This is a genomic window from Bacteroides caccae, assembly GCF_002222615.2.
Lineage (GTDB): Bacteria > Bacteroidota > Bacteroidia > Bacteroidales > Bacteroidaceae > Bacteroides > Bacteroides caccae.
This window is the reverse complement of record NZ_CP022412.2, coordinates 2,602,990-2,619,014: the sequence shown is the minus strand read 5'-3', so window position 1 is coordinate 2,619,014 and position 16,025 is coordinate 2,602,990. Positions and strand designations below refer to the sequence as shown.

At 42.4% G+C, this 16,025-nt stretch carries 11 protein-coding genes; 1 reads left to right on the top strand and 10 read right to left on the bottom strand.

Annotated features, from left to right (window positions below; translation table 11 throughout):
* Positions 1-151: 151 nt before the first annotated feature.
* On the top strand, positions 152-1,000 hold the full coding sequence (gene prmA / locus CGC64_RS10225) for a 50S ribosomal protein L11 methyltransferase (RefSeq protein ID WP_005677840.1): 849 nt from the start codon (positions 152-154) through the stop codon (positions 998-1,000).
* A gap of 104 nt (positions 1,001-1,104) precedes the next feature.
* Here prmA and CGC64_RS10220 read toward each other — a convergent pair whose 3' ends face one another.
* The 10 genes from CGC64_RS10220 to CGC64_RS10175 all read right to left on the bottom strand — a co-directional run bounded on the left by CGC64_RS10220 (position 1,105) and on the right by CGC64_RS10175 (position 15,790).
* Positions 1,105-1,611, bottom strand: a complete 507-nt coding sequence (locus CGC64_RS10220) for a flavodoxin (protein ID WP_005677839.1) — start codon at positions 1,609-1,611, stop codon at positions 1,105-1,107.
* A 12-nt stretch (positions 1,612-1,623) separates the two neighbouring features.
* Positions 1,624-3,657: an alpha-ketoacid dehydrogenase subunit alpha/beta gene (locus CGC64_RS10215; protein WP_005677837.1), complete on the bottom strand. Its 2,034-nt coding sequence runs from the start codon at positions 3,655-3,657 to the stop codon at positions 1,624-1,626.
* Between the two features lie 38 nt (positions 3,658-3,695).
* A complete protein-coding gene (locus CGC64_RS10210) occupies positions 3,696-5,054 on the bottom strand; it encodes a dihydrolipoamide acetyltransferase family protein (protein WP_005677836.1) in 1,359 nt (452 codons plus the stop codon).
* 87 nt (positions 5,055-5,141) lie between these two features.
* Positions 5,142-5,864: a lipoate--protein ligase family protein gene (locus tag CGC64_RS10205; RefSeq protein ID WP_005677835.1), complete on the bottom strand. Its 723-nt coding sequence runs from the start codon at positions 5,862-5,864 to the stop codon at positions 5,142-5,144.
* A gap of 19 nt (positions 5,865-5,883) precedes the next feature.
* Positions 5,884-7,227 carry a dihydrolipoyl dehydrogenase gene (lpdA, locus tag CGC64_RS10200; protein ID WP_005677834.1) on the bottom strand — a complete coding sequence of 448 codons (1,344 nt, stop codon included), beginning with the start codon at positions 7,225-7,227 and terminating at the stop codon, positions 5,884-5,886.
* A gap of 77 nt (positions 7,228-7,304) precedes the next feature.
* Positions 7,305-8,198: a glycoside hydrolase family 25 protein gene (locus CGC64_RS10195; protein WP_032855175.1), complete on the bottom strand. Its 894-nt coding sequence runs from the start codon at positions 8,196-8,198 to the stop codon at positions 7,305-7,307.
* Between the two features lie 109 nt (positions 8,199-8,307).
* Complete coding sequence (locus CGC64_RS10190) at positions 8,308-9,954, bottom strand: diphosphate--fructose-6-phosphate 1-phosphotransferase (protein WP_005677832.1); 1,647 nt, start codon at positions 9,952-9,954, stop codon at positions 8,308-8,310.
* A gap of 119 nt (positions 9,955-10,073) precedes the next feature.
* A complete protein-coding gene (locus CGC64_RS10185) occupies positions 10,074-11,447 on the bottom strand; it encodes an efflux transporter outer membrane subunit (protein ID WP_005677831.1) in 1,374 nt (457 codons plus the stop codon).
* A complete protein-coding gene (locus CGC64_RS10180) occupies positions 11,447-14,551 on the bottom strand; it encodes an efflux RND transporter permease subunit (RefSeq protein ID WP_005677830.1) in 3,105 nt (1,034 codons plus the stop codon). Before CGC64_RS10180 ends, CGC64_RS10185 begins: the two co-directional genes overlap by 1 nt.
* 3 nt (positions 14,552-14,554) lie before the next feature.
* Entirely contained in the window at positions 14,555-15,790 is a 1,236-nt protein-coding gene (locus tag CGC64_RS10175; RefSeq protein ID WP_005677829.1) for an efflux RND transporter periplasmic adaptor subunit, read from the bottom strand.
* Between the last annotated feature and the right edge of the window lie 235 nt (positions 15,791-16,025).

The following is a 16,025-nucleotide window of genomic DNA, read 5'->3' as shown; positions in this document are numbered from 1 at the left end:
GATTTTCCCCAAAGGATAATAGGGAAATCCCTATTTCTAACTATCTTAGTAGAAGATACATTGCACCTTGGCATAAAATTCAAGTAAACTTGATTTTCTATACTTGGTTTGTAGTATCTTTGCATATTATTTACCAGAAAATAAAACAACTATGAAGTATTTTGAGTTCACGTTCCATACAAGTCCTTGTACCGAAACAGTTAATGACGTACTAACTGCAGTGCTAGGCGAAGTGGGATTCGAGAGTTTTGTTGAATGCGAAGGCGGACTGACCGCATATATCCAACAATCGGTATGTGATGAAAACGCTATCAAAACTGTAATCGCCGAATTTCCTCTATCCGATACGGAAATCACCTACACATTTACCGAAGCAGAAGACAAGGACTGGAACGAGGAATGGGAAAAAAATTTCTTCCAACCGATTATTATTGGAGACCGCTGTGTAATCCACAGTACTTTTCACCAGAATGTACCCAAAGCGGAATATGACATCGTCATCAACCCACAAATGGCCTTCGGTACGGGACATCACGAAACGACAAGCCTCATCATCGAAGAATTACTGGACAACGAACTGAAAGATAAATCCTTGCTCGATATGGGTTGTGGGACTTCTATTTTAGCTATCCTGGCACGTATGCGGGGGGCACACCCCTGTACAGCTATCGACATCGATGAATGGTGTGTACGCAATTCTATCGAGAACATTGAACTGAATCATGTAGACGAAATCGACGTTTCACAAGGAGATGCTTCATCACTTACCGGAAAAGGGCCTTTTGACATTATCATCGCCAATATCAACCGGAATATATTATTGAATGACATGAAGCAGTACATTACCTGCATGCATCCAGGTTCAGAGCTTTATATGAGTGGATTCTATGTAGATGATATTGCTGTTATCCGTGAAGAAGCGGAAAAAAACGGACTGGCTTTTGTACATTACAAAGAGAAGAACCGTTGGGCAGAGGTAAAGTTTATTTATCAAGGCTAATCCCCTCCAACTGATTTTTCCTAAAAAAACAATATCCCCATGTCCGGACATCACATATAACAAAATGGGAATGTCGGACATAGGGATGTCACATATAAAGAAATTTATGCGAACTCCTTCTTTACTTGCTCACACCATTCCTTGATTTTCTTCTTTGCCTGTTCAGACTGATTATCCAAATCAATCACCAATCCGCACCACTGATTACCTCGTAAGGCTCTGGAACGTTCGAAAGTATAACCTTCAGAAGAAGTGAAGCCGACTAATGTAGCCCCGTCTCCTTCAAAAACTTCCGCCAACAAGCCAATACCATCGGCAAAGTTTTCAGGATAGCGTATCTGATCTCCGAGACCGAAAATAGCAACCTTTTTTCCTTTCAGTTCCATTGTTCGAAGCTCCGGTAACAGTTCATCCCAATAAGTAGGCAGCTCACCGTCAAACCACGTGGAAGCTCCAACAATAAAACAATCGTAAGCTGCAAAATCATTCTGCCATGCCTGTTCAATCGCTACTACTTCTATCTTATCTTCTCCAAACTCTTTCTGAATCTTCTCCGCTACCCAGCTTGTTCTTTCAGCCTTAGTAGCATAAAATAAACCTATCTTTTTCATAATCTGTACAATTTAATATTCCAACAAATTCTTGGCAGCTTCGTATATCTTAGCCTCATCCGGCAATATTTCTTTTTCCAGAATCGGATTAAAGCCGACAGGAGTAAATGTAGAACCGACACGTTCTACCGGACCGTCCAAATAGCGGAACATCTCCCCTCCAATCATAGCCGCCAGTTCCGCACCGAAACCGGAGAATACTTTATCTTCGTGAACAACCAATGCTTTACTGGTTTTCTTTACTGATTCAAATATCGCTTCTTTATCCAACGGAATCAAAGAACGAATATCAATGACTTCTACTTTCCAGCCACCTTCTTTCTCCAGCCGTTCGGCAGCGTGTAAACAGAAATGGGTAGTGTTGCCATAGGTGATAATACTCAAATCTGTTCCTTCACGACGGATACGTGCCTTTCCGAAAGGAACTTCAAAATCTTCCGGTACAACGGCTGCTGCCTCCACCGAGTTATACAAAGCTTTCGGTTCGAGAAACAATGTAAAGCCCTTGGAACGCATACTGGTCCGCAATAATCCGGCGGCATCATCAGCAAAGGAAGGACAGACAATTCGTGCTCCGGGCAAAGTTGTCAAAGCTCCCTCTATATTTTGGGAATGGTATAATCCCCCACCAATATAACCACCGGAAGCTAGCCGTAAAGTTATGTTCGGAGCAAACTTTCCATTGCTACGCCAATACTCATGTGTACATTCTACATATTGTTCTACGGCAGGCCAGAAATAGTCAGCAAATTCCGCTCCTTCTATCACGACATGGATTTTAGGGTCAAAGCGGCTCATTCCGTTAGCTGTACCCACAATATAATCTTCCGCAATCGGTGCGCTGAATACACGTGCATCACCAAACTCCTGCTGCATACCTTTAGTCACATTAAACACACCGCCTTTTTCCTTGTTTGCTACATCCTGTCCCCAGATAAACGTATCGGGGTTATGACGGAATTCGGCTTTCAACGTTTCGTTAATGGCGTTCACCATAAAAGTTTTCTCTCCTTCTGCCTGATGGATACCTTCTTTATACTTTTGAGGCTGATAAGGTTCGGGTATCACAAAGTCATAGATACTCTTGGGATCAGGATCGGGAGCAGACAAGGCCTTTCGATTAGCGGCTGATAATTCTTTCTTTGCATCAGTCTCTATTTGCAACAATTCTTCTTCCGTCAAACGTTTATAGCGAAGCAACATCCGGCGGAATTTCATCAACGGGTCAGCTTCTTTTACATATTCCAGTTCGTTTTCATCCCTGTACAAGGTATGTTTATCCGAATTAGAGTGGGAACCGATACGGACGCAATTGGCTTGTACAATTACCGGGTTACGAGTGGTTATGGCATATTCCCGAGCTTCGGTCATAGCGTTCATCGAGTCAAATACATCTTTTCCATTACAATAGATAATTTTCAGGTTCTTGAAACCTGAGAAGTTCTCTGCCACTTTCCGATTGGCCGTCTGTTCGGATTTCGGGACGGAGATACCGTAACCATTATCCTGTATTACGAAAATCACAGGAAGACGCTCGAGACTAGCGCCATTGATGGCTTCATATACAAAGCCTTCGGAAGTAGCCGATTCTCCATGAGAAGTTATGGCAACTCCTTTATGACCATAATACACCATAGCTCTGGCTACACCTGCCGCATGGAGGTCATGTGTCCCCGTAGCAGACGAGATATTTTCGATGTGCCATTCCGGTTTTGCGAAGTGATTAGACATGTGCCGCCCGCCACTACCGGGATCAGTCGCTTTCGATATACCATTCAGGATAATTTCTTCTGCAGTCATTCCGGCAGAAAGCACAGTCAGCATATCCCGGTAATAAGGGAACAAAAAGTCTTCGCCGAGAGTAAAAACCTGCCCAATAGCCAGTTGGATTCCGTCATGTCCTGCATAAGGAGCATGGTAAGACCAACCTAACGATTGCAGCAAATAGGAAGGGGCTTTCTCATCCAGAGCACGTCCCAATGTCATCAGATGATACCACTTCTTCAAGGTTTCAATATCTGTATTTTTTATATCATACTTTTTCATAGTTAATGAACTCTTTATTAATGAAACAATCAGTTGAATCAACCTTTCCAGTTCTCCAGATAATCGGCTATGAAATGCAGGAAGTTACCACCCAGCATACCGTCTACCACCCGATGATCGTAAGACAAGGAAAGATACATCTTATGACGAATAGCAATCGTATCACCTTCCGGTGTCTCCACAACAGCAGGTTTCTTTTCAATGTATCCCACTCCCAGAATAGCTACTTGAGGCTGATTTATAATCGGCGTACCGAATAAGCTCTTGAATGTACCGAAATTAGTAATAGTAAATGTTCCGCCATCAATGTCTTCCGGCATCAATTTGTTATCTCTTGCTTTTAATGCCAATGAATCAATGGCGACTGCCAATCCGTTTAGATTCAAATGGTCGGCATCATGCACCACCGGAACAATCAGATTTCCGTCATTCAAGGAAACAGCGATACCGACATTGATGTGTTTCTTGAAAAGAATATTATATCCGTCTACCGATACATTCAGCTGCGGATAAGTTACCAGCGCTTTCGCTACCGCTTCCGTAATCATAGGCATATAGGTCAGCTTCACTCCTTCGTGACGGAAGAAGACATCCTTATTCTTTTCACGCCAACGGACTAGCTTGGTTACATCCACTTCCAGCACATTCGTAACATGTGGAGATACTTTCTTTGACATAACCATGTGGTCGGCAATAATCCGACGGACACGGTCCATTTCTTTCATCTCTACTCCGGACGTATTGATAGGGGCAGATGATTGGGGTGTAGCAGTGGAAGCCACAGATTGTACAGCAGGTACCGGAGATGACTTTGGACTCGCTGAAGCAGCAGGCATAATAGCCGACGGTGCATTTGCAGTCGAAGTTATGCCTATTGTTGCCGGTTTCGGCTCGCTAACAAGCCCTCTCTTTTTCCTGTCAATATAATCTTTTATATCTTTTTTACTCAATCGTCCTTCATAGCCAGTCCCTTGCAGGGTATCCAGTTCTTCCTTCGGAATCTTAGCGTCCCGTGCCAATTGAATCACCACTGGAGAGTACCAACGTTCTTCGACAGCAACACCCGGTTTCGGTACTTCATTATGGGATTTCTCTTTAGTAGTTTCCTGAGAGGAGTTCGATTCATTGGAAGTTTCCTGTTCACTAGCACTGTCACCGTCCAAATTAATAACAGCAACGACAGTGCCCACCGCTACCGTATCTCCCTCTTTACACAAAATCTCCATTACTTTCCCCGCTACCGGAGAAGGTATTTCCGCACTCACTTTGGCAGTGTTTACTTCAAAAAGCACATCGTCTTCCTGAACCGACTCACCTACCTTTACAGACCAAGAAACAATTGTTCCTTCGGTTATACTCTCGCCCAACTTAGGCATTTTTATTTCGAATCTTGACATAGACAGTAAATTTATTATTCAACCTTGACACATTACAACAATACGTTGAAATAGAAAGTTTTAAGTTAAAGTATTTTTAACCGGACATCAACGGTTACATATCCATTCTTCACGAATGTACTTCTCCGAACGAAGCCGGTTGACAGCTTCCTTCTCCTCTACACTGAAAGAACTGACGGATTGCGATTCACTGAAATATTGAAAAGCATTTTCCTTGAAATCATCCACACTCCCCGCCGGCAAATATCTACCGATATTAGTAACCTCACTCCGAATGGAAGGAACGGCATATACGGAAGACAAAGTGCCGTCATGAGCTATCACATCCGGATTCAATACCTTATTTAATATCGTGAGGTCTGTATCATAAAGCAGTGTGCAATGATATAATACTCTGTCTTTATGTACACACTGTGCACTCCCCGATATTTTCAATCCATTCAGATAGATACCCAGCCGTTCATCTCCTTTAGCTTCTATACCGATGAATGACAGAAAGTCTAACGTTCGCTGAAGATAATGAACAAATTCAGGCAAACGCAAAACTGTTTCTATAAAAGTAAAATTGACATTACCCAAATCGTGATATACTGCCCCTCCTCCCGAGAAGCGACGGGCAATAGCTATCCGGTGCTGTTTCGCCCATTCCTTGTCAACTTCCGACCGAAGACGCTGATGTTTCCCTATCACAACAGAAGGAACGCTCTGCCAAAGCATAAAAACATCCTCCGTTCCCTGCTTCAACAAATACTCTTCTGCCGCTAAATGGAAATAAATATCAGTATAAGGACTGTATATACATCGAATCATAGGTCTCGAAGATAAGGGATTAAAACATTACTTCGTGATAAATCTCTCCAACCGTCGGATGCGGAAATACGGTCTTCTGAAATTCTTCCAGCGTATATCCTCTCTGAATAGCAATGCCTGCTATGACAATCAACTCCGACGCCGGATTTCCCAGCATGTGGCAGCCGATGATTTTGCCTTCTTCATCCTGAATCAATTTACAGAGACCGTTTCCTTGCTCATTCTCCGCAACGAATCGTCCGGAATAAGCCATTGGTAGTTTCGTAACACGATAAGGGAGTCCGAGTTTTATCAGTTCTTCCTCAGTCTTACCTACTCCTGCCATTTCGGGATTCGTATAAACAATTCCCGGCACACAGTCGTAGTTCATCCGATCTTCTACTCCCAATATATGATTGATAGCAACTTCTGCTTCACGAATGGCGGTATGTGCTAATAAAGAATATCCTGTAATATCTCCGCAAGCATATACCCTAGGATGAGTAGTCAGTAAATGTTCATCTACTTTCACTCCATTCCGATGTAGCTCTATATTCAATTGTTCTAATCCTACGTTGGATAAATTTGCCTTACGTCCTACACTAAGCAGTATTTTATCCGTTTCAATCGCAGAAGCCTTGCCTCCCTTTTCAATCACGACCCTATCAGGTTTCACTTCCACTACTTTAGTATCCAGATAGAAAGAAACTCCCCGCTTTGTATATTCCGTACGAAGCATACCACTGGTTTCCTTATCCATGACTCCCAATATTTCAGGCATCATTTCCACGATATGTACCTTCACTCCCATACTGTTAAAGAAAGAAGCAAATTCCATTCCAATTACTCCCCCACCGATAATTACTAACGTTTTAGGTAGTTCTTTTATCTCCAATGCCTCTTTGGAGGTCCAGTAATCAACTTCCGCCAATCCCGGTATCGGAGGAATCACTGTATCGGAGCCGGTACATACCAGCAGATACTTTACAAAATACGCCTCTCCGTCACAAACAATGCGAATCAACCCATTTTCTTCCCCTTCTACAAAAGCTTCTTTCTCCACAATCGTAACCCCGTAAGAATTGACAGTCATTTTCACACCACCCGTCAGCATTTTCACCGTTTTATTTTTGCGGCTCATAATTTTAGATAAATCAAAGGAAGGGGATTCGGCAAACACGCCATACTTGGAAGCATTCTTAATGCTATCCAGAATTTTAGCAGAATATAACAGAGTTTTAGTAGGAATACACCCTTCATTCAAGCACACCCCACCTATTGCTTTTTTCTCGAAAAGAACGGCTTTCAGTCCGTTCGCCCCTGCCCGTTCGGCGGCCGTATATCCGGCAGGGCCACCCCCAATAATAGCTATATCAAAATTCATAATCGTATATCTTTTTAATAATAATACGATTATAACAAATGAAAGAAGAAATTAGTTGTTCAGAAAAATAATGCCCGCTATTTAATTGTCAGTTTTTTGAGGTCCTCCAATGTACCGTTAAATACATTCAGGTCTACATCTTCCTTAATGCCGGGTACATTCCCGACATCAGTGTGTTGCCAGAAACTCCATTTACCCTGATATTTCACCGAATCCACATAATAATGTGCAATCCAATAAGGGTAAGCATTGAAAATGGAATCATCCAGATAACGGGTTTTAAATTTATAAGAAGTATAAAGAATGGGCTTCACCCCATAATGTGATTCTACGCGGTCCAACCAGCGCTTCAAACCTTGTTGCAGTTCTTGTTTTTCCTTTCTTCCGGTCACTTCCACATCAAGCACGGGAGGTAAGTCACCGGTATCCAGTTTTACCGTACGAATAAAAAAGTCAGCTTGTTTCAAAGCATCCGTACCAGGGATATAGAAATGATAAGCCCCACGAATAAAGCCATGATTACGAGCATTGGCAAAATTCACCTCAAATGTAGTATCGTTATGGTCCCCCCCTTCTGTCGCTTTCATAAAGACAAAGTGTAAAGGAGTAGCCGCTTGCTGGTTCCGCTGAAGTCTCTCCCAGTCAATTTTTCCTTGATAATGAGATATATCAATACCATGAATATCATATCCGGAAGGAATACAAACTCCATACTCCTTTAAACCGTTACAAGGTTTCCAACGATAGGCATAAGGACGAATGAAAAAATAGTAGAAAACAGCAGAAAAACAACCGACAATCATCACTGTCAGAATATTACGCAACCAGATAGGCATAGCACGTCCGTACTTCTCCTGTACTTTTTTCGAAGCACGGGGAGATTTGGAAGAAGAAACAGTTCTTTTTTTTCTAGTGGTGGAAGCAGCATTCTTCTTTTGAACGGCAGCTATCGGATTATTACGTGACGGCAAGTGTCTTAGTGATTAAAAATTAGTGATTGGTGACAAATGAAAAAAAAGCGGCGAACAGCAACCATACATTCTGCATGGCATTTACTGTTCACCGCTTCATGTTTATCGTTTACTTACCTTGTTCCAGCTGTAAAGTCTTAGTTGCCTGATCGCAAACTTCAGTAGGACCAAAGTACTGGATTGGTCCCGGATATACATAATCCGTTTCGATAGCCCAACGATCACGTTGTGCAGCGAATGCCTTGAAAGGAGCACCATCCAGTTTCACCAATGCTTTCTGAATAACCGGTTTCATTTCACCGTGACGACGTTCCATATTCATCATCATTGTGATAGGTACACCACCAGCAATCCATTCGGCAGCAGGAGCAGTTGTGTTACGTACAGAAGACATATAACCGGTCTTACCGTTAGCAATCAACATAGAAGCTGTGTAACCCAAAGAGTAGCAGTAGTCAGCGTCGAAGTTTGATGGAGCAGCGCAACGGCCTTCGTAACCGAAGAAGTGGTGCTGAGCAGCAAACTTACCAACATACTTACCTTCTTCTTTCCATGCAGCCAATTTAGTAGCTACCATTTCGGACAACAGTTTTTCAGTTTCAATCAATGATACCTGAACGTTTCCGTGCGGGTCACGATCCAAAGTCAACTGACGTGCAACACCTTCCGGCAGACTTGCATAGATAGCAGAGTTTTCCGGAGAAAGTTTACGAATGATATAATCACGTTGGTGAGATTTCTTAATTTGAGCAAACTCTTCTGCGTTAGCAGCCAGGAAGTCGTTCAATTCAGCAATCAGACGTTTCATAGCCGGGATGAATTCGACCAATCCTTCCGGAATCAATACTGTACCGAAATTATGTCCCTGTGCAGCACGATCTGCTACCACTTTAGCGATATAAGTCACTACATCATCCAAAGACATATCTTTTGCTTCTACTTCTTCAGAAACGATACATACGTTAGGTTGTACCTGCAAAGCACATTCCAGCGCGATGTGAGAAGCCGAACGCCCCATCAATTTGATGAAATGCCAATATTTGCGGGCAGAGTTACAGTCACGTTGAATGTTACCGATTACTTCCGCATAAGTCTTACAAGCAGTATCAAAACCGAAAGAAGTTTCAATCATATCGTTCTTCAAGTCTCCATCGATAGTTTTCGGGCAACCAATTACCTGTACACCGTATTTCTTAGCAGCATAGTATTCAGCCAACACACAAGCATTTGTATTAGAATCATCACCACCAATGATAACCAATGCTTTAATGCCCAGTTCTTTGATAATTTCAAATCCTTTTTCAAATTGGCTTTCAGCTTCCAATTTCGTACGACCTGAACCGATGATATCAAAACCACCTGTATTGCGGTATTCATCGATAATGTCAGCAGTCAATTCCATATAGTTGTGGTCTACCAGACCACCAGGACCTAAAATGAAACCATACAATTTATTATCCGGGTTCAATTTCTTGATACCGTCAAATAAACCGGAGATTACATTGTGCCCACCGGGAGCTTGTCCACCAGAAAGGATGACACCCACGTTCATAGCAGGAAGAGTTACAGCTTCACCAGCTTCGAATGTAATCAACGGCATTCCGTACGTGTTAGGGAACAATGCTTTGATAGCTTCCTGATCGGCTACAGACTGAGTAGCAGCACCTGCTACAGCTTTAACGGCTCCTGATGCCAATGCTTTCGGAAGTTTGGGCTGGTAAGCAGCCCTTGCGATTTGCAATGCACTTTTAGTCATTTTCTTTAATTTTTTATTTAAAGGTGTTAGTAAGTTTCTTCTTAAACTTGAAAAGCGTTGCAAATTTCGCATTTTTCCGTGAATTATAAAAGAGGAAGCACAATTTTATTTACGATTCCTTATTGTTTCCAACCTCCACCAAGCGCTTTATAAAGCTGTACGACGGCTATCAACTCATCACGAATAGCATTACTTAAGCCAATTTGTGCATCAAAGTATCCACGTTGGGCATCCAATACGTCCAGATAGTTAATAACCCCATTAATATATTGGAGCTGTGCCAGATCCATATAGCTTTTAGCCGAACGTTCCAAATTAGCACGAAGTTCGTACACCTCTTTTATCTTGTTAAAATTCACAATTGCGTTACGTGTCTCTTTAAAAGCTGTCAGCACGGATTTCTCATAGTTATGCACCTCACCTTCAAAAGCCGCTTTTTTCGCTTTCAATGCCGCACGGTTCTTTCCCCAACCAAAGATAGGAGTCAACAAAGCCCCTTCCATTACTGCATACGGAGATTTCAACAATTCTGACAATGAAGTACTCTCCGTACCAAAACCACCAGTCAGAGCAAGACGCGGAAACATATTCGTATAGGCTACTCCTACTTTCGCATTAGCAGCGATCAATTTCTGTTCTGCCTGACGGATATCAGGACGACGTTCCAACAAAGTGGAAGGCAAGCCAACCGGAAGTGTTTCCGGAAAATTGAATTCCTGAAGCAAACGGGAACGGGCAATACGGTTAGGATATTCACCTGCAAGAAAAGCAATATCGTTTTCCTTAAGAGAAATCTTACGTTCTAAATCCGGAACTAAAGTAGCCGTACGTGCCAACTCCACTTGTGCCTGACGATAGGAAGTTTCGGAAGTCAATCCTCCGGCAAAACGGATACGTGCCAAACGAACACCTTCTTCACGAGCTTTCAATGTTTGCTTAACTATGTCTAACTCTGTATCCAATGCTACCAATTCATAGTAAGCTTGTGCTACTTCGGCAACAATCGTCATCCGGAGTGCACGTTGCGCCTCTATAGATTGCAGATATTCAGCAATACTGGCCGAACGTGCCCAACGCAGATTTCCCCAAAGGTCGAGTTCCCATGAAACAAGAAATTGGGCTTCAAAAGTGTCTGCTTTCTTAAACGCATCCCCTCCATGATTTTCCAATTCACGTTCAGCTGTTACTTTTCCTTTTATATCCGGAAGCAAAGCTGCAGTAGAGATTCGTTTTTGTGCAGCCATTTCCTTCACACGGGCAGCCGCTATCAACATATCCTTATTATGCTCCAAGGCACGGTCAATAAGGCTGCGGAGAGTGGAATCAGCATAAATATCTTTCCAGTCCTGATCTCCGAAACTGACAGAATCCTGATGTTGAGCCAAACTATCAGGTAAATGAAGGTCAGGACGAACGTAGCTTTTCCCTACCTTGCAGGAAGTTAATATTCCTGCAAATAATAAGATAGCCATATATAGTTTCTTTCGTTTCATTATTTCTTATGTTTTAAAATTTTCGACTTTGTTTTATACACCATTACAAAGAAGAAAGGCACGAGAATGATGCCAAATACAATAGCAAATATCATTCCGAAGAATACTCCCGTACCAATCGCCTGGCGGCTTGCCGAACCAGGACCGCTTGCCAATACCATTGGAAGCATACCAAGCACAAATGCAAGCGAAGTCATCAGAATCGGACGAAAACGTAATCTTGCCGCATAAATAGCAGATTGAATCAAATCTTCTCCCTTATCCACCTGCACTTTGGCAAATTCTACAATCAAAATAGCGTTCTTAGCCGCCAATCCCACCAGCATTACTAAGCCTATTTGGAAATAAACATCATTTTCCAATCCACATACCCAGACACCCAAATAGGCACCCAATGCAGCTACCGGCAAAGAAAGCAATACAGCAATAGGTACTGTCCAACTTTCATATTGCGCAGCAAGAAAAAGGAATACAAACAAGAATACCAGTGCCATAACCATACCTGTCTGACCTCCAGCTTGCTTTTCCTGATAAGAAAGTCCGCTCCATTCCAATCCGATATTATCAGGTAGGTGATCGCGGGCAATCTGTTCCATGATCTCCATTGCTTGTCCGGAACTATATCCTGGTGCAGCAGCTCCACGAATCACCGCAGTAGTAAACATATTAAAACGCTTGATACTTCCCGGACCTGTGGTATATGATGCATTGCCTAAAGAAGTCAGCGGTACCATTGCACCATTAGACGCTTTTACAAAGAATAGATTAATATTATCTTTATGTTCACGGTAAGGAGCTTCCGCCTGGATATACACCTTATATATACGGTTGAACATATTAAAGTCATTCACATACACAGAACCCGTATAAGCTTTCATGGTAGAGAACACATCTGCCAAAGGTACACCCAACATTTTCACCTTATCCCGGTCCACATCAAAATAGAGTTGCGGAATTTCTGACTGTAAAGAAGAAGACAATCCTGTCAGTTCTTTATGTTTGGAAGCATAGTACATCAAGGTATCGGTGGCATCTACCAAATTATCAAAAGTCGCTTCTCCACGAGCTTCCAACTGCATCTCAAAACCTCCGGAACTACCCAATCCCGGTATTACCGGTGGAGTAGACAAGTAGACCTTACATTCCGGATATTCTTTGAGATGTTTCTCTACTGTATCCATAATTTTTTCGATGCTGGTATTCTTCCGTTCTTCCCATGGTTTCAGAATCACAGTCAGTTCAGAACGAGCCTGATTACTACCGACACGCGGACTACTACCCGTCACATTCTGAATATATTCTATATAAGGATTCTTTTCCAAATAAGCTATGGCACGTTCCGTCACAATACGGGTACGCTCCAATGTAGCGCCTTCCGGCAACTCAAGTTCAATTTTAAAATATCCCTGATCTTCCACCGGCAAGAAACTGGTCGGAATAATACGGTGAATTAATAGGATAGCGATCAGAACCATTCCAAAAGCACTTAATACCCGACGAGGATGCTTTATTGTACGGGTTACGGCAGCTACATACTTATTACTACCAACACCTAGCCATTCATTGATCTTCCGAAAAATAATATTTTTTTTCTTTCCACTATCCGGCTTCAATATTAACGAACACATCACGGGACTCAGTGTCAAAGCAACCACTGTAGAAATAAGTACGGACACCACGATAGTCACCGTAAACTGACGATACAACTGTCCCGTAATTCCACTCAGGAAACTAACCGGAACGAATACTGCAGCCAACACCAATGAGGTAGCAATCAAAGCGCTGGCAAGTCCGTTCATTGCTTTCTTGGTAGCTTCATAAGGACTTAGATGTTCCGTTTCCATTATATGTTCCACACCTTCCACCACCACAATCGCATCATCCACGACAATACCAATAGCAAGAATCAATCCGAGTAATGTCAATATATTTAACGAGAAACCGAATATTAACATGAATCCGAAAGTACCAATCAACGAGATAGGAACTGCCACAATCGGAATCAACGTTGCACGCCAGCTTTGCAAAGACAGATATACCACCAATACTACCAGCACCAATGCTTCAAACAAAGTCTTATATACTTCGTGAATAGATTCGGAGATATAAGTCGTCATATCAAATGGAATCTCATAACTCAATCCTTCCGGAAAGTTCTCGCTAATTTCATCCATAGCCTCTTTTACTCTCTCGGCCACTTCCATTGCGTTAGCACCCGGTAACATATAGATACCAAGTACAGCAGCATTCTCTCCATTGATCCCACTCTCTGTATTATAAGAAGAAGCTTCCAACGACACGCGTGCCACATCTTTTAATCGGATAATAGAACCGTTAGCATTGGCACGTACTACAATATCCTCGAACTGTCCGACAGTGGAAAGACGTCCCTGAGTAGTGATAGGAATAGTAATATCCAATCCTTCCACCGGTTGCTGTCCTAATACACCTGCCGCAGATTCACGGTTCTGATCTTTCAAAGCATTTTGTAAATCCTGTACGGTCAACCCAAAATTTGCCAACTTATCGGGTTGTGCCCATATCTGCATGGCGTAATAACGGCTACCAATATTAGAAACGCGTCCTACTCCCGGGATACGGCGAATCACATCAAGCACATTGATTGTAGCGAAGTTACTCAAATAGATTTCATCAAACTTCGGATCAGTAGAAGTCAGACAGAGCGTCATTAATTGACTAGGAGCCTGTTTTTCTACTGAAATACCATTTTGAATCACTTCTGCCGGAAGACGGGATTCAGCTAGCTTCACACGATTCTGAATCTCAACTGCCGCCAAATCCGGATCAGCAGATACATCAAAAGTAACCGTTGCCGAGAAACCTCCAGAGTTAGAGCTATTTGATTCCATATAAAGCATTCCCGGTGTACCGTTGATTTCCTGCTCAATCGGAGTAGCTACCGCTTGTGACACGGTAAGTGCGCTGGCACCCGGATATGAGGCACTGATTTTCACTACCGGAGGCGTGATCTGCGGATATTGGTCCACCGGAAGCATTGTCAGACCGATAATTCCGACAATCACTATCACAATAGAAATTACAGCCGAGAAAACCGGCCTATCTATAAAAAAAGTAACTTTCATCTCTTATTCTCCTTTTGTGTTATCCTTCATTTCTATCGAAGTATTTCCAGTTTCAGTTGTAGTGTCTTTTACTTTTGTTTCCGGTGTACTGATTCGTACTTTCATTCCCGGTGTCAATTTATGGAAACCTTCCACTACAACCTTCTCTCCTTCCGCCAAACCTCTTTCCACTACTACATTATTTCCGACTTCCGGTCCTAATTCCACGAAACGTTTTTCTACCGCGTCATCTTTACGCAGAGTATAAATATAAGCTCCGCCCTTTTCGATAGTAACAGCTTTCATTGGAACAACAAGGGCTCCTTCGCGAACATCCAGCAACAGCTTTACTTTCGTAAACTGTCCCGGCAATAATACTTGTTTGGGATTAGGCATTTCCGCACGTACGGAGAAAGTACCCGTCTGAGGATCTACCTGAGGTTCAGCAAAATCAACATAACCTTTATGAGGATAAACGGTATTATCTGCTAAAGTAATCGTAATATTCGGTTGCCAGGAACGGGTCGAGTCTTGCTGGCCTAAATTAATATTTCTTTCTTTACTTTTCAGATAATCAAGTGCTGTCATACTGAAATCGACCAGTACGGTATCACTTTTCACAATAGTAGCGAGTAGAGATTTTCCTCCGGGTCCCACCAAGGTACCCAAATCCACATTTCTTTCACTGATATGACCAGACAATGGCGACCGGACAATGGTATATCCCAGTTCCAATTCAGCCTGCGCCAAGTCCGCCTCACTCATGGCGACCGTAGCTTCGGCACTTTCATAAGCAGCTTCAGCATTGTCCAAGTCCAACTGACTTGCAGCATTTTGTTCAAACAATGGACGTATACGCTTCAAATCTCGTTCAGCCTTCAAAGCCTGTGCTTCGTCTTTTTTCAACTGTGCTCTGGCCTTGTCGGCTTTTGCCCGATATTGATCCTGGTTGATTACAAACAAAACCTGATTCTTATTCACATACGTACCCTCTGCAAAAAGCATATTTTCCAGATAACCTTCCACCCGGGCACGTACTTCGACGAACTGTTGGGCACGAATTCGTCCCACATATTCCCCGTATATCTCTACATCATCTTTTACTACCGGTTCAACAATGACTGTCGGCATTTCCGGCGTAGCCTTCTGAGGTCGGGTCAACATCCAATACACGCCCAACACAACTACCGCACAGATTATAGCAGCAATGGTTCTCTTTCTCCTCAGTTTCAATTCATGTTTCGAAAAGAATAATCTCATATCGAATCTTATTATTTAATTTAACTTATGTTTGTTATATCCACATTTATACAATTTGCATGCCAAAATCACTTTGATCTTTTGTTATCTAATAATCAACCATTTATGTCATTCACATTCTTTCGTGAGAATGGGGAGTTTAGCTGCAAAGTGTAGAATTAATCCACATTTCCGACTTTTGGAACATTTTTTTTAATTCCGATTTCAACAACTAAACAAATTATGCCCTACATTT

Excerpts from the sequence above, each read along its gene's own strand:
- prmA (WP_005677840.1), top strand. The coding sequence starts at position 152 with ATGAAGTATTTTGAGTTCACGTTCCATACAAGTCCTTGTACCGAAACA.
- CGC64_RS10220 (WP_005677839.1), bottom strand. The coding sequence starts at position 1,611 with ATGAAAAAGATAGGTTTATTTTATGCTACTAAGGCTGAAAGAACAAGC.
- CGC64_RS10215 (WP_005677837.1), bottom strand. The coding sequence starts at position 3,657 with ATGAAAAAGTATGATATAAAAAATACAGATATTGAAACCTTGAAGAAG.
- CGC64_RS10210 (WP_005677836.1), bottom strand. The coding sequence starts at position 5,054 with ATGTCAAGATTCGAAATAAAAATGCCTAAGTTGGGCGAGAGTATAACC.
- CGC64_RS10205 (WP_005677835.1), bottom strand. The coding sequence starts at position 5,864 with ATGATTCGATGTATATACAGTCCTTATACTGATATTTATTTCCATTTA.
- lpdA (WP_005677834.1), bottom strand. The coding sequence starts at position 7,227 with ATGAATTTTGATATAGCTATTATTGGGGGTGGCCCTGCCGGATATACG.
- CGC64_RS10190 (WP_005677832.1), bottom strand. The coding sequence starts at position 9,954 with ATGACTAAAAGTGCATTGCAAATCGCAAGGGCTGCTTACCAGCCCAAA.
- CGC64_RS10185 (WP_005677831.1), bottom strand. The coding sequence starts at position 11,447 with ATGAAACGAAAGAAACTATATATGGCTATCTTATTATTTGCAGGAATA.
- CGC64_RS10180 (WP_005677830.1), bottom strand. The coding sequence starts at position 14,551 with ATGAAAGTTACTTTTTTTATAGATAGGCCGGTTTTCTCGGCTGTAATT.
- CGC64_RS10175 (WP_005677829.1), bottom strand. The coding sequence starts at position 15,790 with ATGAGATTATTCTTTTCGAAACATGAATTGAAACTGAGGAGAAAGAGA.